This is a genomic window from Leptospira noguchii serovar Panama str. CZ214, from assembly GCF_000306255.2.
Taxonomy (GTDB): Bacteria; Spirochaetota; Leptospiria; order Leptospirales; family Leptospiraceae; genus Leptospira; species Leptospira noguchii.
The window spans coordinates 82,148-108,876 of the sequence record NZ_AKWY02000019.1; the positions used below are offsets into that span (position 1 = coordinate 82,148).

Annotated in this window: 19 protein-coding genes and 3 pseudogenes; 8 read left to right on the plus strand and 14 right to left on the minus strand. The window is 35.2% G+C overall.

All coding sequences use genetic code 11. From position 1 onward, the window contains the following. Positions 1-18: 18 nt before the first annotated feature. Positions 19-2,109, minus strand: coding sequence for a hypothetical protein (locus LEP1GSC059_RS07930; RefSeq protein ID WP_020980606.1), 2,091 nt, complete (start codon positions 2,107-2,109; stop codon positions 19-21). Further along, on the minus strand, positions 2,106-3,038 hold the full coding sequence (locus LEP1GSC059_RS07935; protein ID WP_004419712.1) for a hypothetical protein: 933 nt from the start codon (positions 3,036-3,038) through the stop codon (positions 2,106-2,108). The genes LEP1GSC059_RS07930 and LEP1GSC059_RS07935 overlap by 4 nt, the downstream gene beginning before the upstream one ends. A 102-nt stretch (positions 3,039-3,140) precedes the next feature. Here LEP1GSC059_RS07935 and LEP1GSC059_RS07940 point away from each other — a divergent pair, with 102 nt between their 5' ends. Further along, a complete protein-coding gene (locus LEP1GSC059_RS07940; protein WP_020980613.1) occupies positions 3,141-4,112 on the plus strand; it encodes a metalloenzyme domain protein in 972 nt (323 codons plus the stop codon). A 731-nt stretch (positions 4,113-4,843) separates the two neighbouring features. Here LEP1GSC059_RS07940 and LEP1GSC059_RS07945 read toward each other — a convergent pair. Then, complete coding sequence (locus LEP1GSC059_RS07945; RefSeq protein WP_002179858.1) at positions 4,844-5,980, minus strand: tetratricopeptide repeat protein; 1,137 nt, start codon at positions 5,978-5,980, stop codon at positions 4,844-4,846. Further along, positions 5,977-7,554, minus strand: a complete 1,578-nt coding sequence (locus tag LEP1GSC059_RS07950; protein ID WP_051196102.1) for a fibronectin type III domain-containing protein — start codon at positions 7,552-7,554, stop codon at positions 5,977-5,979. Before LEP1GSC059_RS07950 ends, LEP1GSC059_RS07945 begins: the two co-directional genes overlap by 4 nt. Before the next feature lie 423 nt (positions 7,555-7,977). On the opposite strand from LEP1GSC059_RS07950, the gene LEP1GSC059_RS07955 reads away from it, so the two are divergent. Next, positions 7,978-8,640 (plus strand): class I SAM-dependent methyltransferase, encoded by a 663-nt coding sequence (locus tag LEP1GSC059_RS07955; protein ID WP_002179926.1) that lies wholly within the window; start codon positions 7,978-7,980, stop codon positions 8,638-8,640. A gap of 185 nt (positions 8,641-8,825) precedes the next feature. After that, positions 8,826-8,906, plus strand: a pseudogene (locus LEP1GSC059_RS24140) (transposase); the annotation flags it as partial. Positions 8,907-9,220: 314 nt separating this feature from the next. Here the strand turns inward: LEP1GSC059_RS24140 and LEP1GSC059_RS07960 are convergent. The 10 genes and pseudogenes from LEP1GSC059_RS07960 to LEP1GSC059_RS08005 all read right to left on the minus strand — a co-directional run bounded on the left by LEP1GSC059_RS07960 (position 9,221) and on the right by LEP1GSC059_RS08005 (position 19,741). Then, positions 9,221-9,769: a hypothetical protein gene (locus LEP1GSC059_RS07960; RefSeq protein WP_020980564.1), complete on the minus strand. Its 549-nt coding sequence runs from the start codon at positions 9,767-9,769 to the stop codon at positions 9,221-9,223. A gap of 93 nt (positions 9,770-9,862) precedes the next feature. Beyond that, a pseudogene (locus tag LEP1GSC059_RS24855) lies at positions 9,863-9,946 on the minus strand (prohibitin family protein); the annotation flags it as partial. Positions 9,947-10,288: 342 nt separating this feature from the next. Further along, a protein-coding gene (locus LEP1GSC059_RS22930) for an IS5 family transposase (RefSeq protein ID WP_238323706.1) occupies positions 10,289-11,064 on the minus strand; the annotation gives its coding sequence in 2 pieces (ribosomal slippage) (positions 10,289-10,740 and positions 10,740-11,064; 777 coding nt in all). A 504-nt stretch (positions 11,065-11,568) separates the two neighbouring features. Beyond that, a pseudogene (locus LEP1GSC059_RS07975) lies at positions 11,569-12,630 on the minus strand (sugar transferase); the annotation flags it as partial. A 224-nt stretch (positions 12,631-12,854) separates the two neighbouring features. Continuing rightward, the gene (locus LEP1GSC059_RS07980; RefSeq protein WP_036057320.1) at positions 12,855-13,403 is read right to left on the minus strand and encodes a hypothetical protein; all 549 of its coding nucleotides are present in this window, start codon (positions 13,401-13,403) and stop codon (positions 12,855-12,857) included. 152 nt (positions 13,404-13,555) lie between these two features. Then, entirely contained in the window at positions 13,556-14,869 is a 1,314-nt protein-coding gene (gene mtaB, locus LEP1GSC059_RS07985; protein ID WP_017213868.1) for a tRNA (N(6)-L-threonylcarbamoyladenosine(37)-C(2))-methylthiotransferase MtaB, read from the minus strand. After that, positions 14,850-15,752 carry a tetratricopeptide repeat protein gene (locus LEP1GSC059_RS07990; protein ID WP_081099864.1) on the minus strand — a complete coding sequence of 301 codons (903 nt, stop codon included), beginning with the start codon at positions 15,750-15,752 and terminating at the stop codon, positions 14,850-14,852. The genes mtaB and LEP1GSC059_RS07990 overlap by 20 nt, the downstream gene beginning before the upstream one ends. Before the next feature lie 99 nt (positions 15,753-15,851). Next, positions 15,852-16,277 (minus strand): hypothetical protein, encoded by a 426-nt coding sequence (locus LEP1GSC059_RS07995; protein ID WP_002179877.1) that lies wholly within the window; start codon positions 16,275-16,277, stop codon positions 15,852-15,854. 2 nt (positions 16,278-16,279) lie between these two features. Further along, positions 16,280-18,820: an ATP-dependent Clp protease ATP-binding subunit gene (locus LEP1GSC059_RS08000; RefSeq protein WP_002179771.1), complete on the minus strand. Its 2,541-nt coding sequence runs from the start codon at positions 18,818-18,820 to the stop codon at positions 16,280-16,282. 141 nt (positions 18,821-18,961) lie between these two features. Next, a complete protein-coding gene (locus LEP1GSC059_RS08005; RefSeq protein ID WP_017213870.1) occupies positions 18,962-19,741 on the minus strand; it encodes an ATP--guanido phosphotransferase in 780 nt (259 codons plus the stop codon). A gap of 1,634 nt (positions 19,742-21,375) precedes the next feature. Here LEP1GSC059_RS08005 and LEP1GSC059_RS08010 point away from each other — a divergent pair. The 5 genes from LEP1GSC059_RS08010 (at position 21,376) to LEP1GSC059_RS08030 (ending at position 25,698) form a co-directional block, all read left to right on the plus strand. Further along, positions 21,376-21,954: a tyrosine-type recombinase/integrase gene (locus LEP1GSC059_RS08010; protein WP_017213871.1), complete on the plus strand. Its 579-nt coding sequence runs from the start codon at positions 21,376-21,378 to the stop codon at positions 21,952-21,954. A gap of 64 nt (positions 21,955-22,018) precedes the next feature. Continuing rightward, the gene (locus tag LEP1GSC059_RS08015) at positions 22,019-22,354 is read left to right on the plus strand and encodes an STAS domain-containing protein (protein WP_000404111.1); all 336 of its coding nucleotides are present in this window, start codon (positions 22,019-22,021) and stop codon (positions 22,352-22,354) included. Between the two features lie 26 nt (positions 22,355-22,380). After that, positions 22,381-23,877, plus strand: a complete 1,497-nt coding sequence (locus tag LEP1GSC059_RS08020) for an ArnT family glycosyltransferase (protein WP_020980554.1) — start codon at positions 22,381-22,383, stop codon at positions 23,875-23,877. Then, positions 23,874-24,524: an SGNH/GDSL hydrolase family protein gene (locus tag LEP1GSC059_RS08025; protein WP_002179726.1), complete on the plus strand. Its 651-nt coding sequence runs from the start codon at positions 23,874-23,876 to the stop codon at positions 24,522-24,524. Before LEP1GSC059_RS08020 ends, LEP1GSC059_RS08025 begins: the two co-directional genes overlap by 4 nt. Positions 24,525-24,804: 280 nt before the next feature. Further along, a complete protein-coding gene (locus LEP1GSC059_RS08030) occupies positions 24,805-25,698 on the plus strand; it encodes an IS982 family transposase (protein WP_017213873.1) in 894 nt (297 codons plus the stop codon). The last annotated feature ends 1,031 nt before the right edge of the window (positions 25,699-26,729 follow it).

Here is a 26,729-nt window from a genome sequence, read left to right on the forward strand (position 1 = left end):
ATAAAATTGGAATAAACTTTAGAGATATATAAATAGGTTCTTTCCGTTTTCTGGATAAATGTCTTCTATAAAATCGTAGGAGTTTCCAGTTTGATCTATTAAAGAACGAATTTGTTTTTCTAAATTTTTTCTAGTATGTAAACCAAAAGCACCGATTCCAATTCCGAAACATATATCTTCTGGGCCAATAATTTCAGAAATTTGGGACATCGTTTTTTTCCGAAGTGATTCGAGTGTTTTAAAATCTTTTCCATGAAATTCAATTTTAAAGGATCTAGCAAGTCCCCTTTCTCCGTCCGTGGCGATTCTCATTAAATGAATTCTGGAAGAAACTACGTCTCGTTTATCTCTGAATAGTTCTCCTAAAATTTTTCGATCGTATTCCTCAAACGCTGGAATTACCGGTTCCAAAGAATGAAAGATCAAGTTTTCTATTTCCTGAGCGTTTTCTTTTGTCAATGGATCTTTAAAAAATAGAAAAAATCGAAATGGAATTCCAAAATTGGACAATGGAATTGTAAGGATTGAATTGCAAGTTTCAAGATCGATTGGATCAAACTTTTTTCTGAAAAAACGATCCATTTTCCTCTCGTCCGTAATTTCTATAATAGAATACGTTCCGGATTCTTTTCCTATGTATTGATCATCGTATAAAAAAATCATGTTTCCAGAAGTACGTTCTCTAAGTCCGTGGGTTACAAATGGATTATAACTTCCGTTTCTTCTGTCGTAGTAATGGATTGCAAACCCCGAAAGTCTTAGATCTAAAAATACGGATATATAGTATTTTAGAATAAATGAATATTCTGATTCTAATCCGTAACGAAGTTCGTCTAATACTTCCAATATTTTTCTTCGTTCTCGGATTGGAAGAGTATTTAACCATTTCATATAACCAGGGCCTAATTCCGTACGATCTGTAGAAATCTGTTCTGATTTGATTTCCTGTTTGGCGATTGGTATATTCGGTTTTTCGCGAATAGGTTCGTTTACCTTGGATATTAAGTTTTGTAGTTCGGGAGTAAAAATTTCGGAACGTTTCTTTTCTATTTCTGGCGGTATTTGTTCTGGTTCTTTGAATTTTTCAGGGTCTCTTAAAAAGGCTGGAGAAACATAACCTTCTTTTTTTAATTCGAAAGGTAAAACAAAAATGGAAGGCCCGTCTTCCCGTTTCACTTCTTTCATTGGGATCGGAACACTTTGTAAATCGAAATCTACTTCTTCGGAAGTTAATGTTTGTATTTCTTCTACTTCGGTTTTTTGGCTCGATTCTATTGCTTTTTGTTTAGCGGTTTGAAGCGCGTCGATTCTTTTAGAAATCTGGGCAATGATTTCTTGGATTTCTTTTCCTTCTTTATGAGTAAAAAAATTTCGTTTGATTCTTAAGATTCGAATCATGAAGTCAATTAAGAACAGTAGGATTAAAAACCCAGAGAGAAATAAAAAGAAAAGTCCGTCGTTTCCAGGTTTTAAGATGAGAATTCCTTTTAAAAATCCATATGAGTTTTCGGGTGTCGCATAATAATATCCGATAAACGGAGAGGAACCGATTTCAATCCGATTGACGGCGTTTTCGGATCGACTCAATTCTTCTATCAATAGGAAAGAGATTCTTCCTTTGTTAAAACTTCCCGGTTCTGCATATCCTCCAAATTTTAAATCGGGAATTAGCATAGATTCTACACCCGAAAAAGAAACTCGAAATAGATCTTCTCTGAGTTCTGCTAAAATCAATTTCTTCTTTTCAGAATTGGGAAGACAAAACACTAGGGATGGTTTTAAGAAAAATAGACGACTGGTTCCATCTTTTAAAGTTTCTTTAAGTAATTTTCCTTCCGGATCTTTACGGGAAGATAGATCGGATTCTGTTACGAATTTTAAACCGGAAACAATCGGAAATTCCAACTGTAAATTTTCTAATTCCGAAGTTGAATTGATTTGTCCTAGTCCGATTTCAAGACGGCGGAGTTCTTCGTTTAGATTAGTAAAAGCAGAATTCATTCTGTTTTTATAATATACTCCGTCTGGAAAATACGGCACAAATCTATAATAAAAAAAAGAAAGGACCGATAAAATTAAAATGGCGATTCTTAACTTGAGTCCGGTCATGATAAATCCCTTTTTAAAAGTTGTATGATCCTAAGAAAGACGTCCCTCATTTTGAGAACTTTTTCTTTATGGTCGAATTCTTTTTCCACTATGATGGAATGTACCAAAGTAGAAGATAAGATTCCTAAACCGCAGGTTCCTAGTAGGAAAGACAAAAATCCAAATATCAGGATCAGTTGTTTGGTTCTAGAACCTCTATCATAAGAAAGAAAAATGGTATGATTTCCGATTTTATTTTTTTCCCAAAGCGGGCGTTCCTTCCAGCTGATAGTCGGTTTATTAAATTCTGCTAATATTTCTTCCAGGTTTTCCGGATAATTTAGAGATCTTAAATCGTTAGAACCGATTAAAGAATCTTGTCCTATTTTTTCGGATTCGAAAATCCAATAGATTTGTTTTTCCCTGATGTTAAAGGGAAGGGACACGTGTGTCCCCAAAGTAAAACCATTCATCCAGAGAAACCATTCTCCGTTTTTACTTCGATAGATTGGAATTCCAGTTGAATCGAAATTGATCCCGGAAGGTAAAATTCTCAGATCTCCTAAACGAAGATCTTTATTAAAAATTTCTTTTGTATTTTCGCTGGAATAGACTAGACGATAAGAAGAATCGTATATCTTGATTGACCTAAGTTCTAAATTTTGAAGTAAACTTTCGCTAAGTTCTTTGGCTTGTTTGGGTAAAGAAAAATTCCGAATCGAGTATTCTATTTTGGGGCCTGCTTCAAAAAGAGGGGCCTTTTTAATATCTGACCAAACTTTTAAAAAACTTTCTCGTTTTAAAATTCCTTCATTTCCGGCAGGGTTTAAAGAAAACACCATAGAAGATTCTTTCCATTCTTTATTGAAAAAAGGAATGGAAATAGGAATCAGCCCTAATAGAATCAGTGTTAAGGCGAAGGCGATTTTTCTGTAAAGATCGAACGTCACTGTTCTTAGTATCGGTTCTTTGGGTTCAACCGAGAAGTAGAAAACCTGCGACTTGTCTTAAAACTCAGGTCGTCTTTTTACAAAAGGTAGGAAGTTTCAATTATGATCTTCTATATGTTTATTGACGGGATTGGATTTGGTCCGGATGATCCGGAAACAAATCCTTTTTCCAGATACGCAAAGTCGTTTTTTTTACCACTCGCTGGAAAATCAATCCCGCAAAATGCTACTTCTTTTTTAAAAAACACGGTATTTCTAAAGACGGATGCAAGTATGGGAATCAAAGGCCTTCCCCAAAGTGCCACTGGTCAGACTTCTCTTTGGACAGGGATTAACGCTTGTAAGGTGCTTCAAAGACATCTAAGTGGATTTCCTACGTTTACTCTCAAAAAGATTATCAGTAAATATTCGATCATTCGAATTTTAGAAGAACACGGCTTTAAAGCTGATCTTTTAAATTGTTATACTCCTGCGTTTACGGAGTACGTTAAAAAAAATCCTCGCCACGTTTCTGCTTCTACTTTGATTCAGATGGCGAGTGATAAACCTCTCAAAGGAATGGAAGATCTTCGTCGGGGTAAAGGGCTTTACATGGACATTACTCACGAGTATCTGAAAGAATTTTCCAGAGGTTATTTAGATGAATCTGACGAATTGTTTCAAATTCGAGATCCGTATTTAACCGGGAAGTCCATTGTTCGGAATTGTAAAGAGGATGATTATACTCTTTGTATTTATGAGTTTTTTTTAACGGATAAAATTGGTCATAAAATGAATTGGGAAGCGGCTGAAAAATATATCGGCGAATTGGAATCTTTTTTAGCAGGAATATTAGAAGAATTGAATCCAGAAGAAGATCAACTAATAGTTACTTCTGATCACGGAAATTTGGAAAATTTGAGTGTGGACGTTCACACTCTTAATCAGGTTCCTACGGTTCTTTATGGAAAATATACTTCGAAGATGGAACAAAAAATTCGTTCGATCGTTGATATTCCTTCTGCGATCTACGGAGTTTTAGGAATCGATATTGAACTCAAAGATGAAGAATTTATTAAAAGTGAAGTAATTTAAATTGAATTAGGTGTAAGAAAATTGGGCGAATCTGGCTGCTACGGCCGGCCAGACCGGGTTCTCAGTTCTGGTTAATGAATTGCATGCAGGAAAATTTATATAATAATATTCTTTAGTTTTAATATAGAAGCGAGACGCTGAATTTGAGTGAGCGTTCTGCCGAGTTTGAAAGAGTGTTCTTCTGGGCTACCTTCGCATCGATCCCTTTCGCGTTTGTTTAAAAAATTAGAATTTTCCACAAAGGTTAAACAACTCTGAGACGAATTAATTTTTGAGAACTTCTGCATCTTTGGTAAAATTGCTTATTCATTTTGAGTACTATTTTTATACGCTTGAGTAGTATGCTATTGAATGAGACAAAATTTGTAGGAACTCTCACAATCTATATTTTACAGTAAAATTTTGAAATGTGGGAACTACTGCAAATTACGATTTTATAAACGAATTCTGAAATTTAGGAACTCCTTAGAAATTGAATCACTAAAAAATTTTTTCAAAAACCAGCAAATTACTGTAATACGACAAAATCTGTGGGAACTACTGCAAATTACGATTTTACGAACAAATCTTAAATGTAGGAACTCATATTTTTAAAAAATCTTTTCTTACGCAGAACTAATTCACGTTACTTTATATTGTCTAAATAAATTCTTGGATCTATTTAGACGATACGATTTAGCTTTGGGGCAAATTCTAAAAACTTCAGAAAATAAATTATTGGCAAACGGATCTCAATCCAATCTTTCGGTTTCCAGATCTTCTTTACTTTTTTCCTTATCTTCCTGTTTGTAATGAAGGTTATCTTCCACTTGATCCAAGGATTCTTTTTTCCAAGCGCTTGCCTTTCTACCAATTGGAGAATCCGGATATTTATCCGTGGCTTCTTGGAATAAGGCTGCAGCCTTTTCATACTTACCGTTTTTAAAGTAAATTGTTCCTTTCCGAAAAAGAGCCGTCTGGTCTAAGGAACCGTCTTGATTTCCTAAAACTCGATTAAGGTATTGAAGAGCGGAGTCGGGTTTACCGATTGCTTCATAACTTTCTGCAATATAAAACAAAGCTTGTTCTTCTGCTTTCGAACTGACACCCATATCAAGAGCCTTTTTGAAAGTATCGATAGCCCCGTAGTATTGTTTACGAACGTAGAGTTGCCTTGCTTTTTCTAAGATACCACTTCTAAACTCGGAACTTACTTTTTCTTTTTCAGGATCAAAGTAGAACCCGGCTTGAGCGTAGTCGTCATAGACGTCGTAAGCGGACCAATCCTTACCCATTCTACGTAAGGATTTACCCCAACGAACTCTGGCCTTTACATTTTCAGGATCTTCTTGAAGAGCAAGAACATAGTTTTTACGGGAAAGATCGTAATTTCCCTTCTTCATATAATAGTCTGCAATGGCAGATAACGCGTTGGAACGAAGTTTAGAATCTGCTGAAATTCTAAGGACTTCTTCTAAATGACCTTTTCCTTCTTCGTCTCGATTGAGTTGTAAAAGAAGATTTCCCATAGAATACGCAACTCTTGAGCGTTCGTCTCTGGAAAGACCTTCTTTCTGATTTAATTCTCTATAGATTCCGAGGGCCAAAAGGCTGTCTTGATTTCTTTCAAGCGCTCTTCCCATATCATATTTAACACGGAAAGAATGTTCTTCTGGGACTTCTCTCGCAGAAAGTTCCGAAAAAATATCCACGGCTTTTTCCGCAGCTTTTGAATTGGTCTGTTTTAAGTATTCTTCGCCTTCTTTGATTTTTTCCAGAACGTTTTTTCGTTTAGAGTCTTCATCTTGAACCGTGGTTTGATATACCGCAGTTAAAAGGCCGGCGCAGATAAATAAGAATCCTGTAATTAAAATAATAGAACGGTTCATGGATTTCCTCCGGAGATCCGAGACAGACAACGCTTCGACCAAAACTCAGAGCGTTCGGTATTGTAAAATTTACTATCTTTATTGATGAAATACTTAAGTGCTTCTTTGTAATTCCCTTTTTTGTAGTAGGAGAGTCCAGTGAAAAATTTTGCTTTTCCTTTCATGTAGACTGAATTTCCGTTTTTTGTATATGGCTTCAGATCTCTAATTGTGCGGGAATATTCTTTTTTCCAGTAGGTCTCTCTGAGGATTTTATCTAGTTCGTCATTATTTCCGGAAAATTCTTCTTCTTGTTTTGTATCTTTAGAAATCTCTTCACTTTTTTCCTGTTCTTTTTCTTGACCCGAAGAAGATTCTTCTTCCTGATTTTCCTGAACCTTCTCTTCCGTACTTTCTTCTGAATTTTCTTCCTTGGATTTCTTCTCTGGAGAAATTGCAACAAAAGATTCATTTTCCACAAGGTTGAAACCTTCTTTGTCCTTGTGTTTTACAGTAATTCCAAAATAAACTTTCGCATCCAAAGATTTCATTCGGATTTGTGCTTCGGTATCCGGGTGATTGATTTCTCCGAGTTTACGCACGTTTCCGCCTAAAAATGTAGCGGTTCCGCCGCTTAAAGGTTTTAACGCTTGATAGATCGTATAAACCGTATTAGCGTCCGCTTTTTCGGGAGCCTTCCAAGATAGTTTTACGTTCAGATCTTCCACTTCGGCGGTAAGATCTTTTATGCGCATTTCATCTTCTGAATATTCTGGATCCTTAATGTTTTCCGAGCCACTTTTGTTTGGGTTTCCGATGTAAAAATATCGGGTAAAAGATTGTCCGTTGATTAGAGGTAAAACTTCTTTAGCGCCGGAGCGAACGCTGACACCGTAGTAAATTGTCTGGGATTTGTTTAAATCTTGATCCAAAAAAGTGGATTCGGGATGACTGAGTTCGGTGAGTTTTTCCGCCTTTCTCATCAAAGATAAGGAAGACATAGGTTCCGCGGAACGGTAGACCGTATAAACGGTCGCGTTTGGAATCGCCTTTTCGTAGGGAGTCCAATTCAATCGAAGATATTTGCCTTCTTTTTTAACCGTCAGATCGATCACTCTTGCGTCGTCTGGGATTTCTGGGATTTTGTTTTCCGCAGGGGTTAACGCGTGTTCGATGACGACCGGAATTGTAGTGAAGTTTCTCCCTGGAATCAGTTTGACTGTACCATTTTTAACTCGATGAGCCAAAATGACCGCGTAGTAATAAGTTCCTGGTTTGAGGTTGTAGTCGAAGATCTGAGTTACTCCTCCGGCAATTCCGCTCGGATATTTTCCCAAGGAATCTGCAACCATACATTTTTCAGGAGTGTCAATCATGGAAGAGGAACGAGCGATTATAATTTCACCGGTTTCTTTTGGGGCGTCCCAAAAAACCCGGACTGAATTTTCATCCTTTTTTAAAATTTCTGCATGAATGGAATTTGCTATACTATAGTTTTCTACCTGATTTTGATTGAATGTATGGTCCTGAGCTCCCGGAAAGGAAACGAGTATCACCAAAAAAAATAAGAGTAATATCCGGGTACCAATTTTCATAGGATCAACGTCTTTGGTACTTACTATCGGCAATTTGTTTCTTGTTATTTAACATCAAATCGGAGAATGACTTATTACTCGGATGTATTGAAAAAGTAAGCTTGTTTCAAAATTTAGAATGTAGATCTCCTTCAAAAAAGCTGACAGTTCTGGATTAAACTCAATTTTTGAGAATTTTCGTATCTTTGGTAAAATTGCCAGTTAACTTTGGGTATCATTTTCATACGTCCGAGTGGTAAGTGAATTAAAGGAATTATTGTAGGTTAGATTCTATCTTAGAAATTAAAGTAGGAAGAGAATGAAATTAGTTTTAGGTTTTATCAAAGAAGCTAGACTTTTTTGTTAAAATGTGGGAACTATCACAATAAAGATTTCTGATTTGACATTTCTGAAAGAATAGATAGACATAATCCCAATAAGAAAATGAGCGAACTGGATTATTACGAAAACCCAGAATATCAGAATTTCCTGATTTCCAGTAAACGTAGAGAACTCACACCTCCAGAAATAGTATTCAAACATTTCAATTTAAAAGAAGTCATGAACCTAGTCGATTTTGGAATGGGACTAGGTTATTTTACTTTGGAACTTAAAAAACAATTACCCAAGGATGCTTGGCTTTGGGGGGCAGAGTATCAACAAGACTTACTTGATGAAGTGCTTCATTGGAAAAATAGAGAAGAGATTTCAAATTTTACGCCGTTCTTTATCGAAAAATCGGACCATCCTCTATTACCAGAATGGATACCAGCACCCGATGCAGTATTTGCGTCTTTGGTATTATCCACGTTTCCCGACCCAGGTCTTGCAATGGATGGACTGATACGTTCCATAAAGAAAGGAGGTAAGTTGATCGTATTAGATTGGATGAAAAATGAATATTCGATCGGACCGAAAATCAACGATAAGATTTCTTTAGACAAAATGAAATTCTTAGCCGAACTTTATCATTTAGATATAGTTAAAAACGTAAGAATTTCGGAACACGTATATGGTCTCGAAGTTGTAGCTGGAAAAAATTTCGAATATAGTTTTTATGATCTTAGAGAGGAAGAAGACACGACGGAAGAATTTATACGATCTTAAGAACAAATTTGTAACTTTAAATTTTAGGGAACTTCTATAAGATCCAAATACAAATATAACACTTTAAGATTTTATCGTAAAATCGCTATTTTACGACTAAAAGCCATCTCAAAAATACTTCATTTTTGCTTAAAATGCCGATCCGATGATTCTAATATATTTTTAAAGATAGCTTGTTAATCATTAGAGTTGTTGAAAAATTAATTCTCCAATTGTTTTCTATCTCATGGAAACGGTTGATTGAAGCAGTTTATTCAGTTGAACTATGGAATTTTTCAACAACTCTATTAAATAAAAATCGAATATATAAAAATAACTTTTCTAACATAAATTCTATCACATTAATTATTATAGAGTATAATAATTAATGTGAGTTCAACGTAAGAAAATCTGGGCGAATCAGGCTTGTCACGGGTAGGCAGCCGGGTTTTGTTTTGGTCAATAAATTACATATAGGAAACGTTATACAACACATCGTTTTTAGTTTCAATAGAAGCGAGACGCTGAGTTTTCTCGTATCGATGATTTCTTTCGCGTTAATTAAATTGGAATTTTTAGAAGGATCCATTTTTAATTAGACTCATTTTAAAATGTGCCAAAAATTATTTTGAATAGGGTCATAACCAAAATGGTTTCCGTATTGATCGGATATTTCGATAATTTGAGAATGTTCCCTATTGCTTTCGACAAAATTTACGCTTTCCCAAACCGGAAGCCAACTTTCTCGAATTCTAAGATCTACGTCCGCAGTACAACTACGGCGAATGACGAATAACGTTTTAGGATATTTCCCGATTGGATACTCGGTGATTTTATCTATGTTACATCTGGGATCTTCGGCTTCTCCCAATTCGTTTAAAATGAAAATGAAAGAAAAATAAAAAAGGCCCAACATAGTCAAAGGAATTATCAAACAAATCGTTACCAACTTGGATAATTTCCAAAAAACCTTTCCAACTTGAAATACAATATATGAGAATAAAATAATATTGATTATGAATAGAGAATGGTTAATCCATGTGAAAAAATTCTTCCAAGATGGGATGAAATGTAAAAAACGCAACATTATCATCATAAAAAGAAAAAATACGATCAAAACGATGATTATCTTCATTTTATGATCTTTCATACATACCTCAAAGGAAGGAAGAATTCATTTGGTCTTAATAATACAAAGTCGCTTAACAATACCGGGCGGGGAGTTGCCGGGATCTTAGTTGAATTATTTTAATTGAAAGAGAGTATTGAGCCCACTGCCCAAATACGTATCGGGATATTTACTGTTCCATTTTTTGATTCGTTCTATACCATCATCGGAGTGAAGAAGTTGATTCCTTCGCTGAGAATCCGGTCGGAAACAGAATTCAGATTTGTAACGACCCCTCTATTGACTAGTTCCGAGACAAACGAGTGGATTGAAGATCAAAACCAAGCCGAATTCCTTGTCTAATGTTTTTTAAGAAACGTCAAAACTTGTATTTATAATACCTCTTTAATTTTTGGATAATACATATGCAAATGATTCCAAAAAACGTAAACAAGTTTTTTTGATACGATTTAAAAAATTTTGGGCACCTTTATGAAATAATCTTTTAAATAAGAAATTCGTTTTAAAAGAATTAAATTAACCTAAGAGCCGGTCTCAAAACTACCTATCAAAAAAGTTAAAAGCAATGATAGAGCTTGCGAGATAAAGAGATGCAAGATAATTTTCAGATTTTCTTTCCCAACGAATTAGGATAGCCCTGAATCGATTGTGCCAACTGTTAGTTCTTTCAACGACCCAACGTCTAGGTTTTCCTTTATATTTACCGATGAGAGGCTGTTCACCTTTTTTCCGAATATGAGATTGAATGTTTCTTCTTTTGATTAAAACTTCTATATCTTTGAAATCATAACCTTTATCTAAACAAATATGTTTTGGCTTCTTTCTTCTTTTTCCGGAAAATATTAGGATTGAATTCAACGTATCTTTTACACCGTGTTTGTCATGAACGTTAGCTCCAGTCAATGTAATTGCCAAAGGAATTCCATTTCCATCTGTAAGAATATGCCGTTTAACACCTAATTTGGCACGGTCTGTAGGGTTTTTCCCAGTTAAGCTCCCCCTTTGGGAGCTTTAACCATTGCCGAATCCATCGAAGCCCAGTCCCATGCTATTTGATTCTTTACATCATAATATTTTAAAATAGATTTATAAATCTTTTTGAATACTCCTGCTCGTTCCCATTCTTGAAATCTTCTGTGACAAGTTTGGCCTGATCCAAACTCATTCGGAATGGCACGCCACTGACAGCCTGTTTTCATTCGATAGATGATACCTGACATTACTACTCGTGTTGGTACTCGATTGCGACCTCCTTTCGGATTTACATTTTCTTTCGGGATTAATGGGGCTATTTGTTTCCAAAGTGCATCCGGTATCTCTGAATAATATTTGTCCATTTCACATTGATATTATTACCCTTTCTCTCTACAAACAGTTTTGAGACCGGCTCTTAGTCTTAGATTTAAAAGTGTAACTTACCTTAAGTTTAGCTCGGGTTCTTAAAAATAAATCTATAGACCAATAATTTGAATATTATAATTTTCTTAAACACAGAGCAGTTTATACCCACATCTTTTATTTTGCAAATATTTTTCAAAAGTAGAAAAAATTCCTCCCAAAGAATTATATGGTTTAATATTACTAACGGATCTTTGTCCATTGATAACGAATACTAAATCAAACAAATAATTTTTTTCGTTACATATTGATTAAAGTTGTTGAAAAATTCTATAGTTCAGTTTAACAAAATTGCTTCAATTGACCGCTCCCATCAAAGATAAACTGATTAAGAATTAATTTTTCAACAACTCTATTATATCGTTATTCATTTTGTCTCTATTTTTCTAAGTTTTAGAAAGATGCCTTTTTTATAATTATTTTTATGAACGAAAGGTCTGGTTCAGTTTCCAATTCAGACCCTCAATGATAAATTCTTCAGTTGATTTTGCGATCTCTTGAAATTTCAGAAAAGTTTTCCAATTAGAAATTCCTAATATACGAAATGTATTACTATGATCCAAGATTACAGTAATACAAGCCGCAAACGCGACAAATCTCCATAACAATTTAAAAACTAATTTTGTAAAAATGTTTCTGACTTGAATTCTAAAAAAATTACCGTGAAATTTAAGATGTTTTTCTTCGTCTTTTACAATTTCAAGCAAAGCAGATTTTATAAATCCGTTCGGAATTTTTTCAGAAAGTTTTTTATAAAAACAGATTCCTACAACTTCTGCGGCAAGAAGAACCATTAACTTCAAACGAATTCCGAGCAACCTTCTACCAAGATGAAATAACTTTTCTGTCCAGTTGGATTTAATCAATTCTCCTTTGAGTGCTCGAATACATTCTCCTAAAATCCTGGCGTGCCTGCCTTCTTCTTTTACAAAAAGTTTTAATGCTTCTCTATAAAAATCGTCAATTCCAAAAAGAATTGTTTTATCTATTTCTTTTGCGATTTTACCTTCTCCAGATTCACCTAACTGAAATATGGCGAGGGAGTAGGCTATTGATCGCATTTCATTGGTACTAAGTTCTAAAATTTCGAAGTCGATTTTTGGCAAAGCGCGATTTTTGTTTCTTTTAAAATGATTTCTCCAATGTTTCCATTGAACTTTGTTTTTTCTAGTTTTAAGTTTTGATTTGAATTTTTCTCGGATTTTATTCTTACCAAATAAATTCATAACAAAAGTTGCTAGAACAATAAGAACGTCAAGACCCAGGTTTTTTGATTTTAAGTAAAAACGATCGAAACAAAAAGAAATACGTGCTCCCATACCGGAATACAACTGCGAAAGCCCTGTGATACCTGGAGGAATGGACCAACGCATTTCATGAAATTTTCCGTTCCAATTTAAACGATCTATGTCAAATTGTGTGAGAGGTCTTGGACCGACGATTCCCATGTCTCCGATTAAAATGTTCCAAATTTGAGGAACCTGTTAAATCAAATAACAAATCCCTTAATTTTAGATATTTGGACTAAATCTTTAAACTTAGCTTCATTTTCTAGAATTAGCTTAAAGTCAGAAAGTTTCATTTAACCTCAATAGATTTTATTTTACGATTAAACATATTTTTGAATATTCAAAAAGTAAAACTATAAAGAAGTTATTGTATTGAGTTTCACTTCGCCAAGATTTTATTACGTGGAACTCACGTTATTTTAAGACTGAATCATATTCCAAGGATGACGTAGTATAAACCAAAGCAAAAATTCGAAAATGACGACGAAAATAAAAAATATAAACTTCAAACGCAACGCTTTCTCCTTCCAAAAACCTTCCGTAAATAAAGCGAACAAAGTAAATCCACTACCAATAGGACCAAAAAAAATCGTGTTCAATGGAAGCCCGGATTTATCTCGTATTTCTCCGTAATAAAACGTCGATCCCCAATACATCTCAGTCCAGGGCAAAATCGCGGCTACAATGATAAAGACTTGCAACGTAAACTTTGGAAAATTCATACGATTTCTTATGGCAATTAAAATCGGTATGAAAATCGAAACTACGACGCTCAACCAGAACAACACAAGAATACCCAAGTTCTGAAAATAGATTGAAAATGGATCATTCCAATCGTTTTCTTTCCAATATCGCGCTATCCATAAAAACACAGAGGCAAAAATCAAAAAAAGACTAAGAGTTATTGTAATAGGATGAGATTTAGCCATGTTCTCGTAGATAAAAAGTCTTTTGGAAATTGAACGCAATAAAATAAGAGTTATACTAATTTACGGCGCGTTCCAGAACCTTATTTTACTTTTCAAAAAGATCAAGCTGTAAGGTTATATCCCTCATCACTTAGTGAGGGCTTGCAGTGTTAAAAATGATGAGGACAGGTTCTTATAGTAAATATTCCGATCTAACGAAACACACGTCCGAAAAACATTCCCTCTTTATCCGGCTCGCTTTCGTATTCTAAAAGTTCCACGTTTAAAAACTGACCTACTTTGAGATTTCGTAGTTCGGCTTCTTCTAGTTTTACTTTGAGATAATTATCGGTTACAGCAACGCCGCCTTGTTCTAAAATCGCTTCCCTTACTTGGCCGATCATTGACAAAGAATAATTTTTATGAAGTTTTTTCGAAAGAGTATTTAAGGTTTGAACTCTTTCCTTTTTGATTTCCTTACTTACCGAATCTGAAAACGTTTCGGCTAACGTGTTTTTTCTTACGGAAAATGGAAATGCGTGAATTTTGGCGAATCCTAGATCTTGAATCATTGTTACAGAATCTAAGAACATTTCTTTGGTCTCACCAGGAAAACCTACAATTACGTCCGTTCCTAAAAACAAATTTGGAATTTTTTCTTTGGCAATTTCCACACGTTTGCGAAAAGTTTCTGGGGTATAAGTACGTTTCATACGCTTGAGGATTTCCGTGCTTCCACTTTGTAACGGAATGTGCAGAAACGGAGTAAAACGAGGATGGGCCATTAAATCCGCGAGTTCTTTTCCGACGTCTGGAGGTTCAATGGAAGAAATTCGAATTCTTGAATATTCTAAAATACTTAATATTTCTCCAAGAATTTTATTGAACGCCTTTTTGTTTTCGGAATCTCTATACCAACCAAGATTAACACCGGTCAAAACAATTTCACCAACGCCGTTATCCTGTAGAAAACGAACCTGATCTAAAACGTCTTGATAATTGCGGCTGACTCCTAGTCCACGAGCTTGAGGAATTTTACAATAAGAACATTTACGATTACAGCCATCTTGGATTTTTAGATAAGCGCGTGTATGACCGTTTGGTAAAACGTCAGAATAAGAAAAACGATCATAAGAAACACGGATCAATTCTTCCGAATCGATCAGACCTTTTTTTTCCAAAATCATCGCCGGAAGTTTGGACTTTTCCGTATTTCCTATAACACCAGCTATACCTGGAATTGCTTCGATGGATTCCTTGTCCGTTTCCGCATAACAGCCAGTAACCCAAATCTGAGAACCTGGGAATTTTTTAATCGCGTTTCGAATTGTATTTCGATTTTTAGAATCTGCTTTGTTAGTTACCGTACACGTATTGATGATTACTATTTCGGGATGTTCTTCCGATTTTGCGGAACGATAACCGTGTTTAGAAAGAGAAGCGAACAAGCCGTCCGACTCGAAAAAATTAAGACGACATCCAAGCGTATTGAATAAAACGGTTTGTTCAGCTATTGGAGAGCGCATTGAGTTTGGCTTCGATTCTTCTTAAATTATCTTTAAAATGAGAATTTTCCGGCTCTAGTTTTAAGGCAGATTCGATCTGTTCTTTTGCGGAATTCAAAAAATTCTTTGCGTTTCCGTATTTGCCTTTTTTATTTTCTTGATTGGAGGCCTTTTCGTAAACCAAAGCGAGATTGTTCAACACGTTTGCGTTATTCGGAACAAGAGAGTTGGCCCATTTCAAACTGACTTCTGCTTTTTCTATATTTCCGAGATAATAATAAATCTGACCTTCTAAAACCAAAGGGCGATAGTCGTTGGAATCCTCGGCTTTTAATTTTTCGGTGATGTTCAAAGCGTCTCTTGCTTTGCCATTATAAAGAAGAGCCGTTCCAAAAAGAAGACGAATGTCTTTATTTCTCGGATTGAGTTCATACGCGCGAGCGATTACTAATAGACCGTCGTCTTCTCTTCCGTTATTTAAAAGAAATCTGGAATAATCTAAACTGACCGCCGGATCTCCCGGTTTCACTGAAAGAGCCTCGGACCAATGTGAACCTGCGGACTTAGTTCTTCCCAAAGCAAAATGACAATGTCCTGCGAGGTAGTGTGTTTCGTAAGAACGTTTGCCTTGTTCATGCAGAACACGAATGATTTCGAGAGATTTCTCGTAGTTCTTGGCTTCGAATTCTTTGAGTGCGATAGAATAGTCTTCGTTTGTTTGAGCAATAAGAAGCGAAGAGTGGGTTGAAATCAGTAAGCTCAATAAAAGAAATAAAAATGGATTCCAAAAGGAACGAAAGATACCAGACGTTTTGTTTCCAATGAATCGTTTTATAGATTTTAGTAGTAAAAATGAAAATCGAGGCACGCGATTATGGAAGCGACTTTCACACTTTAATATCATTGATAAAAAGTTTGTCCTATTCTGGAACGGAGTTAAGGTTAGGGTGTGTTGTAAAAATCGAAACTTGCAAATCGACATTCTGGTACTCTTCTAAAATTTTTAGGCGGTCATACTCATGGATTTCGCATTAATACAATCAATGAGAGAATGAAACGGTTCCACAGGATCAATATAAACAATGATACTCGGATACTTTTGCATTAGAAAATGCTCAATCTGTTCTTCCGAAAGAACGACTTGATCCTCCGTTTCAAGAACGGGAAGACCATCCGCATTTCGATAGATGGAATATTCTTCCTGACCGATAAAATCAGTCAAAAGCATATATCCGGAGCCGTAATAAACCCCGCCTTGAAAGTAATACTTATAAAAGACTCGTACTTCGGGAAGAAATAAATCAGGATAAAAAACACAGAGAGAAATTTTCTCGATCCCTGCAATGGTTCTAATTTTCCTAAGATGAAACCAAATCTTCCGAATTAGAAGATAGGAAATCAGAATCAATACAGGGATGAGTATAGGCATCCTTAAACTAAGGCAATTTCTTCCGACCTTTCAGGATTGCCGGAAGAATTGTCGTTCCCTCCCGTTTTAGGATCAACCGGTTTATAGTCAGTCCACGGAGATTCTAGAAATTCAAGTTTTCCTTCTTTAAAATCGATTTCGATTTTTGTAGGTTCCTTATAAGCGCCTTTGAGAGTTTGGACCGCCATGTGGTCTTCTAGTTCTCTTTGGAAAACTCTACGAAGAGGTCTTGCTCCAAATTTTTCGTCGTAGCCAATGTCCATGATATGGTCTTTTGCTGCTTGAGTAATGGAAACTTGAATCGTTTTTTCACGAAGCCTTTTGTTCGTATCGATTACCATAATATCTATGATGGACATGATATTTTCTTTGGTAAGAGATCCAAAGTAAATGACTTCGTCGACACGATTTAAGAACTCTGGGTTGAAATATTTTTTCAACTGATCTCTAGTTTGATCAGACTTGTATTTCAACGCTTCGTCTTTACGATCTTCAAATCCAAGTCTTCCTCCGGCTTGAATTTCTTTTGCACCTATGTTGGAAGTCATGATGATGATCGTATCTCTGAAATTGACTTTTCGTCCTTTTGTATCGGTTAAGTTTCCTTCTTCCATAATTTGGAGTAGAATGTTGAAAATGTCGTGGTGCGCTTTTTCAATCTCATCCAAAAGAATGATGGAGTAAGGTCTTTTTCTAACGAACTCGGTCAATTGACCTCCATCGTCATAACCTACATAACCGGGAGGGGCTCCGATCAAACGACTTACCGCGTGAGGTTCCATGTATTCGGACATATCCACACGAAGCATAGCATCGTCGTTACCAAATAGGAAGTTTGCGAGAGCTTTTGCGAGCTCAGTTTTACCGACCCCAGTAGGTCCTAAGAAAATAAAAGATCCAGTAGGACGTCTTTCGCTTTTAAAACCAGTTCTAGCACGACGTACCGCTTTCGCAATTTTTTCGATCGCTTCGGTTTGGCCAACGACTCGTTTTTTAAGTTCATCTTCCAATCTGAGAAGTTTATCGGATTCGGATTCTTCCATTTTTTCCAAAGGAATACCGGTCCATAAAGAAATTACGGAAAGAATATCGTCTTCTTCGATGTTAACCGCAAAATCTTCCATCTTCTCTTGCCAAGAACGGAGTTTTTCTTCCATAGCTTGCTTTTTACGATTCACTTCGTCTCGAACTCCGGCGGCTTTTTCGTATTCTTGAGCACGAACCAATTCTTCTTTTTTAGTCGCGAGAGATTTGATTTCTTCTTCCAGATCCTTGATCGTTTGTGGACGAGCACAGTTTGCCAAACGTGCTTTAGCTCCTGCTTCATCGATAATATCAATCGCCTTGTCAGGTAAATAACGATCGTTGATATATCTGTGAGAAAGTTTTACGGATTGTTCTAAAGCTTTGTCGGAATATCTCACCTTATGATGAGTTTCGTAAGCTTTTTTAAGTCCTTGTAAAATTTGAATCGCATCGTCTACGGAAGGTTCCGCTACTTTTACGACTTGGAATCTTCTTTCTAACGCGGAATCTTTTTCGATGTATTTTCTATATTCAGCGCTTGTTGTCGCTCCGATACATTGTAATTCCCCTCTTGCTAAAGCGGGTTTGAGAATATTGGCTGCGTCAACTGCACCTTCCGCAGCACCCGCTCCAATTAAAGTATGAAGCTCGTCGATAAAAATGATAATATTCGTGGAAGAAGTAATTTCTTTCATGATCTTTTTCAGACGTTCTTCAAATTCTCCTCTGTATTTGGTCCCAGCGATCAAAGACGCAAGATCTAAAGAAAGAACTCTTTTTTCGAATAAAAGATCGGGAACACTTTTGTCAACGATCGCAAGAGCCAAACCTTCTACGATTGCCGTTTTACCCACTCCGGATTCTCCTACGAGAACGGGGTTGTTCTTTGTTTTTCTAGAAAGAATCTGAATCACTCTTTGGATTTCAATAGCTCTTCCTACAACCGGATCTAACTTTTTGTCTCTTGCAAGTTGAGTTAGATCTCGAGCAAATTCGTCCAGGATAGGAGTTTTAGTTTTTTCCTGACGAGGTTGGGGCCCTGATTGTGTGGTGGAACTTACGCCTACGGAACTTGTGGGAGGAGCCCCTAACAAACGCAAAATTTCGCTTTTTATAACATTATAATTTACGCTAAAAGAATAAAGAGCTCCACCTGCAATGTTGTTATTATCTCTCAGCAATGCAAGAAGGATGTGTTCAGTTCCCACGTAGTTGTGTTTGAGACGTTTGGCTTCTTCTTTGGAAAGTTCGATGATTTTTTGATAACGATCCTGGCCACCAGCTACGTCCATGAGTAGGGCTCCGGAAGCTTCTCGTGTTCTTCTTTCTACCTCTTTACGCAATTCATTGAGGTTAATGTTGAGGTTGTTCAGGATTTTGATAGCGACCGAATCTTCTTCTTTCAGAAGACCAAGCAGAATGTGCTCTGGTCCAATGTAGTCACTACCAAGACGCTTCGCCTCATCCTGAGCAATCTCGTTGATGACTCTTTTAGCTCTTTTTGTAAATTCCAGCATATCAGCGCCTTTATATTTGATTTTTAATGATTAGACTGAATTCGCTTTGAAATTCCCACCTATGGGAACTAGATCATTGATTTTAATTTAAGTATCGGAACGTTTTCAAAAAAGAAGCGGAAGTTAGTTTAAATTCCGGGCTTAGGCCGGTTCCACTTGTAAGGCTAAATAATAAACTAAATTTAAAAAGGAATTTTTTTGAGAAAGAGCAAAATTTTTCAGATAAAAAATGGCAAATTCGGATGAATTTTCGAGATAAAATTCTAAAAAACCAGGTATTTTAAAAGAAGAATTTTTTCGATTTTCCCAAGACTTTGTAGAGAGTTTAAAACTGATTTTGATTCCAGTACCTGCGTTCGTAGGACAGGACGTGACATAACCTAATTCAGGATCATAATCAAAATCGTTTTGATTTTCTAATTTTTCTAAAGGAGAATTTTCAATTTGTCGGAATAGTTCGGAAACGGTAGAAGTTAGAATTTCCCAACGAATATGTTCTTCATCTCCGAAAAAGAAATTTCCTTCCCCCCAAGGAATTCTCTGAGGTAATTCTTTGGTTTTCAGAAAACTGGGATCTACGTGTTGGGTTAAAAATTCTTTGAGAATTTGGGTTGGAACTCCAGAGACAATTGGATAAATTCTGCCGGAAAGATTTCGACCAATTCTTAATCTGTAGGTAAATGGAGAAAAATTTTTATCCAGTTCGAGAATTTTTTCTGATTCGGAAAGAGATTCAAATTTAAGAAAACTCTCAAATTCTTGGCCTTGCAAAAATTGAGAAGAAATCATAAAGTCTTTTTGTCTTATGTGAGTTTGGTATTCTTTTCGAAATAATTTGAGACAATGAATACAACCGATTTTTCCTTTTTGATTCCAGATGATTCGATTGGTTCCGCAATAAATACAGATTTCGGAAGACATAGGATGTTTTTTCAAAAAAATCCTACTGCCTTTTTTAGATCCAATCTTTCTTGGTGAATGAATTATTTTGTTTAGTTTTTCTATGGCTACTGAGAGTTATATAAAGAGTATAAATGATAATACTTTAGGAATTTCTAATGAAATATTGGAAGTTCCCACAGAAACCGTCCCATCCGGCCGTTGATAACTTTTCAGAGTTTTTCCGTTAGCAAACTTCGTAATCTTTTAGGTTTTGGAACAAATTTTTTATTGGATCAATAATAGAGTTGTTGAAAATTCCATAATTCAAATTAACAAAACTTCTTTAATGGACTGTTTCCATGAAACAGAAGGCGATTCATTTTTTAACAACTCTAATATATGACGGTACAGTTATTCTATATTGGAAAGGTTGATTTGTAGTATTTTTGATTACTATAATTTATTACTCGGATGATAAAAATAATATTATGTTTGAATTTGTTTCAAAACTTAGAATGTAAGACTTACTTCAAAAAAGCTAACAATTTTGAGTTACATATATTTTTGGTAAAATCGACAGTTAATTTTGGTGTTAGTCCGAGTAGTAATTAACGTGAGTTCGTTGAGAAAATGAGAAATGGTTTTCCAAAAATGTGAGTTTCTGCAATTTTAGAATTTGTTCGTAAAATCGCAATTTGCGGTAGTTCCCACAAATTAAGTCACATTACAAATTTTTAAACATTTATTTTTGTATGAGTTCCCACATTGCAGGAATTGATCCATAAAATCTAAATCCAACTTTTTTCACAGAAAAATAAATTCCTTACGTTGAACTCATGTTAATTAAACTTTTTGGATAGGTGTTTTGTTTCTCTGATTATACAAAATCGGTGAAATACCAGATCGACATAATTTGTGAAAACTCACTCCTGAGTAATATTTAGAAGTGTTCTGCTTAAGGGGATTTTTACACTTTGCTTTGGTTCTAAGTTCGAGGTATTTGACTTAATACGACGTAATCCGTGGGAACTCTCTTGTAAATCTGGGTTTTACAGAGAAGTTTTGAAAATGTAGGAACTCCAATCATAAAAATGAATATAGTTATAGGCCGTCAGAGTAATTATTTTGTGGGAACTCTCACAGTTTCCAAAAAAATGATTTCGGATTCTTTTATGATTTTAAAACAAATACTGTGTTTCGTATAATCTTTGTTTTATGTCCCTATAAATGCGGGAACTACTGCATTCAAAGGAACTCTATGAAATCCAATGAATTTTTATATCAAAACTGTCGTTTTCGACCAAGATGAAAATTAAAAAACTCCGCATAGAAGTCGTCTCAAAAGGAACTTTTTGAAAAGAATCATAAATTTATTATAAAAAGAAAATCTAAAATACTTTTTTAACATTAGAGTTATTAAAAAATTCTATAGTGTCTATTAACGAAACTGCTTCAATCGACCGTTCCCATAAAACAGAAACTAAGTGACGAATTAATTTTTAACAATTCCATTAAATATTCTATAACAGAATATTTAATGTTTTTTGAATATTCATTAAATTTGTTATATAGTTAAAAATATTTTCTTAATGTAGTCAAAAAAAGTAATTTTGGTTGTCACTATTTTTACGTAAGTGGCAAAAAATGAATTTAAAAAAGGAAGGTTCTGAATTATGAATCTTAAGAAAGAGAGTTTAGAAAAAGAAAAATTAAAAACTATACTCACCGATCTTGAAATTAGAAGTTTGATAAATGCGAGTAGAGATAAATCCGATCATTTTGTTAGGATACGATCTCTGATCATGTTTGGACTAAAACCAGAAGAACTGATTTCCCTGCGTTGTGGAGACGTTGACTTGGAAAATAAATTACTGATGATTCGAGGAGTTCGGGGAGGAAAGGATAGACATCTAAAGATTTCTCCTTTTTTACTCGGGGATTTTTACGGAACGGTTCGACATAAAAAACCGGAAGAGTATTTATTTCCTGGAAGGAAAGGTAAGTTACATCCTAAAACGATACAAAAATTTTTCGAAAAACTAAAGCGTAAAACTGGGATTCAAGCGAGTTGTTCTAAAATTCGAGAAACGATTGCAGTTCAATTGAGTTCCAAAGGATATTCGATTCAATTTATTGCGGATTTTCTTGGACTAAAAACAAGACGAGCTGTTTACCAGTTGATCGGGAAAAAATCGAAGTTGAGACCAGTAAAAAAATTTTCTTTAGATGAAATTCTGGATCTTGAAACTTAAAAATGAGTTGTAAACGCGTTTCGAAAACTTAAGTTAGTCCTAATACTCCAAAAGGAAGCCATCTTTGGAAATCAAGACGAAAAAGATCGGTAAACATACTCTGGTAGCACTCAACGGCAGGCTGGATATTGGACATTCAGACGAAGTAGAAGCGAAGTTACTGGATGATGTTCAATCTGGGCAGGGTGATATTTTAATCAACCTGGAAAATATTTCTTACATTTCATCTTCTGGGATTCGTATCTTTGTAGGTATGGTAAGAGAATTGGAAAAGCAGGGAAGAAAATTGAAACTTTGTTGTATCACTCCTCCTGTAAAAAAAGTATTTGATGTAGTCGAATTGCTGGATCTGTTTGAAGTTTACGAAACAGAAAGTTCCGCTCTCGATTCGCTTGCCTAAAATCCGGGTTTTCCCCGGATTATCCCTTGGGTTTTATGTCCCGTTTTCTTCCTGCCAAGACAACCACTTGGTTCATTCTGGCTATTTTGATCTTTTTTTTCCTATGGACTTCCTATAACAATCGACTTGAGTTCCCTCCTGTTTGGCCGGATGAGGTATTATTTTTTTCTCCTTCTCAAGATTTTGCAGAGTTTGGTACTTTTCGAACTCAGGTTTTGGAAGGATTGATTCCTGGAATGGAAAAAACAACTTTGTGGATGCCTCCGCTGTATTTTTTTTCAGGCGGTCTTTGGATGAAGTATGTGTTTCCAGGAATTGTAGGACTTAGAATGTATACGCTTGTAGTTGCAGCGTTTTGTGTTTTTGTTTTTTGTGGGATTTTATTAAGAATCGGATTCTCTTCTTTGTCCGCTTTGTTTTCCTGTTTGTTACTTGTTACGGATCTTTTATTTTTGAGAGTAGGGACAATGGCAAGGATGGAAATTCTTTGTTTGTTCTTTGCGTTAACAAGTTTATTTTGTATAGCCCGAACCGCCTTGGATGAAATTCCAAAACCTGTTGGAACAATAGAATCTTTGTTCTCCGGAATTTTTTTAGGGCTTTCCTTTTTATCTCATCCATTTGGTTCAGTGTTTGGAATTCCGTCCTTGTATCTTCTTTGGAGAAGGAAATCATTATCCTCTATTTTATTTTGGATCGGAGGAATAATTCCGATCTCAATTTGGATCGTTTGGTTATTACCTCATTGGGATTTGTTTCTATTTCAATTTGGATTGCAGTTTGGCAGAAAGAAGGAACTTTTCTCCGTTTTTTCAATTTTGACTAAGATCAAAATTCTAATCGGAGGATATGAAAATCCGGGAGTCAGAATATTATTTTATATTTTTCTTTTGGTGGGAATCGGAATCAATCAAAGGTTGCTCAACGAAAAAAAGGAACAATTTTTATTTCTATTGGTTTGGATTTTAGGAACGGTTGTGTTCTTATTTTTAGCAACGGAATTTTATTACGTGATGTATCTTACTCTTCCACTTTCTGCGTTAGGCGGAATACTTTTGGAAGAATCTGATCGAAAGAGGGTAATTTATACAGGCTCAGGATTATTATTTTGTAATCTAATTGTATTGTTTTTAGCGTATAGAAAAGTCGGTTTTATCAATCCTGAATTTGATCTGGGAAAAAAGTTTTCACAAGAAATCGCCGCAGAATTAAAATATTCTAAAAAAGTTTATCTTCAAGCGATACCTGACCCGTATTTTTACTTAAAAGAAAAATATCCAAATCAAAAAATTTTAGAATTCATTCCGGGAGAACTACCGGTTCCTTCAGAAATGTTTGTGAATACTTTGGATACTATTGACACTTTTGTTTTTAGCGAAGGTACTAAACGAAACGAAGGTGTCGAAAACTATCTGAAAGAAAATGCATCTTCTTTTTATAAGAGAAGTGTATCGGTTTCACCTTCTACAACCAGAAAACTAGTGCGCGCTCAGGCGGAAATTTATCTTCGGAAGAAAAAATGAAATCTTATCTGCGTAATATAATATTTAAATTTCATAATATTCTATTTTTATTATTGATTTCTTGTGTAGGAAAAGAAGGCGAACAACATGGGCTTTCTTCTTTATTACCTTTGGTCGGTCCTCTTTTGAAAGTAGGAATTATAGGGGATTCTTTGTCTCAGAGATCAGATGGATTTGGTCTGAGACAAAAATTGGGATTTAGATTTACCGTCACGGATTATTCGGTTTCGGGAATGGATGTTCCAGACTGTACTCGTATGATTGGATCCGTTTTAACAGAACGTCAAGATTTATTGATCTTAGAATTAGGGACAAACGATGCAATTCCGGGTTCGGTCAATCAGTTTCCCGAAAACTACGAAACTCTTCTTAGCTCTATTCAAGCTCGTAGTAATGCTATAATCTTAGTGACAATTTTACCGCCTACGATCAATCCAGGTTATCGAGAGAATATTTTTCAGATCAATTCCTATTTAAAAAGCCTAAATTCCAGATATCCGACCACGGATATGGAATCGGTTTTTTTAGAAAAAGAAAAGTCCGTTTCTTTATATTCACAAACGGACCCAGTTCATCCAAATCCGGTTGGATATGATTTAATGGGGACTGCTTATGCAGATACGATTCTTAAATTTTACTTTAAATAAATGTGAATTCGACGTAAGAAAATTGGGGCGAATCGCTCGCAAATTTTATAGTTAAAATGGCTCACGACCGCGCTTTTCGCTCCAATTCCTTCGGAATTTCCGCTACAATCGCTTTCGCATTTGTTATGCCGAACTCACGTTAAATAAATGTGAATTCGGGATGTAAAAATTTCCCTAAAATAACGTGAGTTCGGCGTAAGGTGGGAAAAAAGAGAAAGATCTTGTACTCAAAAGCGCCAGATCCATATTGAACCAAACTTTCAGCAAAAAGGAGTTCAATATGGATCTGACATCAATATTTTGTGCAATAGACGATTATTGTACACAACAAAAAATAAATTGGAACGGGAAAATATTGAGTCCCGTGGCAGGAAAAAGAAATCGTAAATTTCAGCTCAGCCTGAGTGAGGTAGCAACAATCGTAGTTTATTTTCATCTTTCTCATTATAGAGAATTTAAAAATTTTTATTTGATAGAAATAAAAAAGAATCTGAAATCCGAATTCCCAAAAGCGGTAAGTTACAATCGTTTCGTTGAACTGATGCCTAACGTGTTAGCTGTTATAGCTTCCTTTCTATCCAACACTTGTATGGGAAAATGTTCCGGAATATCGTTCATTGATTCTACAATTCTCAAAGTATGCGACAACAGAAGAATTCATTCTCATAAAGTATTTAAAAACATTGCACAACGAGGGAAATCAAGCACAGGCTGGTTTTACGGCTTTAAATTACATTTAATCGTAAATGATCAAGGTGAAATATTATCATTTATGGTCACTCCTGGAAACGTCGACGACAGAAACTCGAAAGTGATTTTCCCACTTGTTAAACAGATTTACGATAAACTTTTCGGAGATAGAGGATACATCAGTCAATCTCTATTTGAAAGTCTTTATGAAAAGGGAATTCAACTCATTACAAAACTTAAAAAGAATATGAAAAATAAATTAATGCCCTTGGTTGATAAAATTCTTCTAAGAAAAAGAGCTATCATTGAATCGGTTAACGATGAACTTAAAAATATCTGCCAAATTCAACATACTAGACATCGGAGTTTTTGCAATTGGGCCGTTAATCTTTTAAGTGGTTTAGTTGCATTTTCATTCTTTCCAAAAAAACCGTCTTTGAATTTGAGATCTAAAGACAATTTACAACTTTTAATCTCTCCTTAGACCGAATTCACGTTAAGAAAGTCTGAACGACCCCGACTTACCACAGGAGGCTGCTCAGTTCTGATCAATAAATTGTATACGGGAAAAGTTATACAATAATCGTCTTTAGTTTCAATATAGAACACGATCTATCGAACGACCTAAAACGCGACCCGTAGGAAAGCGTTTTACTGAGTTTCTTCGAACGACCATAAGAGTGAGACACTGAGTTTGAAAGAGCGTTCTGCTAACTTCCTCGCGTCGGATCCTTTTCGCCGTTATACCGAACTCACGTTAAAATAATGGAGTATTGAAGATTTCATATCTAACATGAGTTTGACGTAAGAAAATGAGAAGAGTTTTCTGCAATAGAGTTGTTGAAAGACTTCATAGTGACGATCAATAAAACTACTTCAATCGATCGTTTCCAGGAAATAAAAACTAAGTGGCGATTCATTTTTCAACAACTCTAATTTTAGAATTTGTTTGTAAAATTGCGATTTGCAGTAGTTCCTGCAAATTAAATCACATTACAAATTTTTAAACATTTACTTTTTGTAAGAGTTTCTACATTTGAGGAATTGATCATTAAAATTCAAATATTAACTTTTTTCAGAAAAATGAATTTCTTACGCTGAACTCATGTTATCTAATATTAGCGAAACTGGATTATTCGTTCACGTTTAATAGAGTTTTTGAAAAATTCCATAGCGACGATTAACAAAACTGTTTTAATTACCGTTTCCAGGAAACAAATGGAGAATTAATTTTTCAACAACTCTATAAACTATCTTAGAATGATTAAATCGGCATTTTAAACAAAGATAAAGTATTTTTGAGATTAATCTCAATTTGTATTCAAGGCGTGTTTGTTTCGCTCCAATTTTATTTTTTTGAATATATTATTGAAAAGGTCAATATAAAATTCGTTTTATAAAAATATGATATAGCTGCGGGAACTCATACGAAAATTATAATTCTAAAAAGTCGTAAATCATGCAAGGCGACTGTTTTTATGGATTCCCTACTCGAACACATGAAAATAATATTAT

Excerpts from the sequence above, each read along its gene's own strand:
- LEP1GSC059_RS07995 (WP_002179877.1), bottom strand. The coding sequence starts at position 16,277 with ATGCCTATACTCATCCCTGTATTGATTCTGATTTCCTATCTTCTAATT.
- LEP1GSC059_RS07940 (WP_020980613.1), top strand. The coding sequence starts at position 3,141 with ATGATCTTCTATATGTTTATTGACGGGATTGGATTTGGTCCGGATGAT.
- LEP1GSC059_RS07950 (WP_051196102.1), bottom strand. The coding sequence starts at position 7,554 with ATGAAAATTGGTACCCGGATATTACTCTTATTTTTTTTGGTGATACTC.
- LEP1GSC059_RS08000 (WP_002179771.1), bottom strand. The coding sequence starts at position 18,820 with ATGCTGGAATTTACAAAAAGAGCTAAAAGAGTCATCAACGAGATTGCT.
- LEP1GSC059_RS08025 (WP_002179726.1), top strand. The coding sequence starts at position 23,874 with ATGAAATCTTATCTGCGTAATATAATATTTAAATTTCATAATATTCTA.
- LEP1GSC059_RS08010 (WP_017213871.1), top strand. The coding sequence starts at position 21,376 with ATGAATCTTAAGAAAGAGAGTTTAGAAAAAGAAAAATTAAAAACTATA.
- LEP1GSC059_RS08005 (WP_017213870.1), bottom strand. The coding sequence starts at position 19,741 with ATGTCTTCCGAAATCTGTATTTATTGCGGAACCAATCGAATCATCTGG.
- LEP1GSC059_RS07955 (WP_002179926.1), top strand. The coding sequence starts at position 7,978 with ATGAGCGAACTGGATTATTACGAAAACCCAGAATATCAGAATTTCCTG.
- LEP1GSC059_RS07990 (WP_081099864.1), bottom strand. The coding sequence starts at position 15,752 with ATGATATTAAAGTGTGAAAGTCGCTTCCATAATCGCGTGCCTCGATTT.
- mtaB (WP_017213868.1), bottom strand. The coding sequence starts at position 14,869 with ATGCGCTCTCCAATAGCTGAACAAACCGTTTTATTCAATACGCTTGGA.
- LEP1GSC059_RS07945 (WP_002179858.1), bottom strand. The coding sequence starts at position 5,980 with ATGAACCGTTCTATTATTTTAATTACAGGATTCTTATTTATCTGCGCC.
- LEP1GSC059_RS08030 (WP_017213873.1), top strand. The coding sequence starts at position 24,805 with ATGGATCTGACATCAATATTTTGTGCAATAGACGATTATTGTACACAA.
- LEP1GSC059_RS07960 (WP_020980564.1), bottom strand. The coding sequence starts at position 9,769 with ATGAAAGATCATAAAATGAAGATAATCATCGTTTTGATCGTATTTTTT.
- LEP1GSC059_RS07930 (WP_020980606.1), bottom strand. The coding sequence starts at position 2,109 with ATGACCGGACTCAAGTTAAGAATCGCCATTTTAATTTTATCGGTCCTT.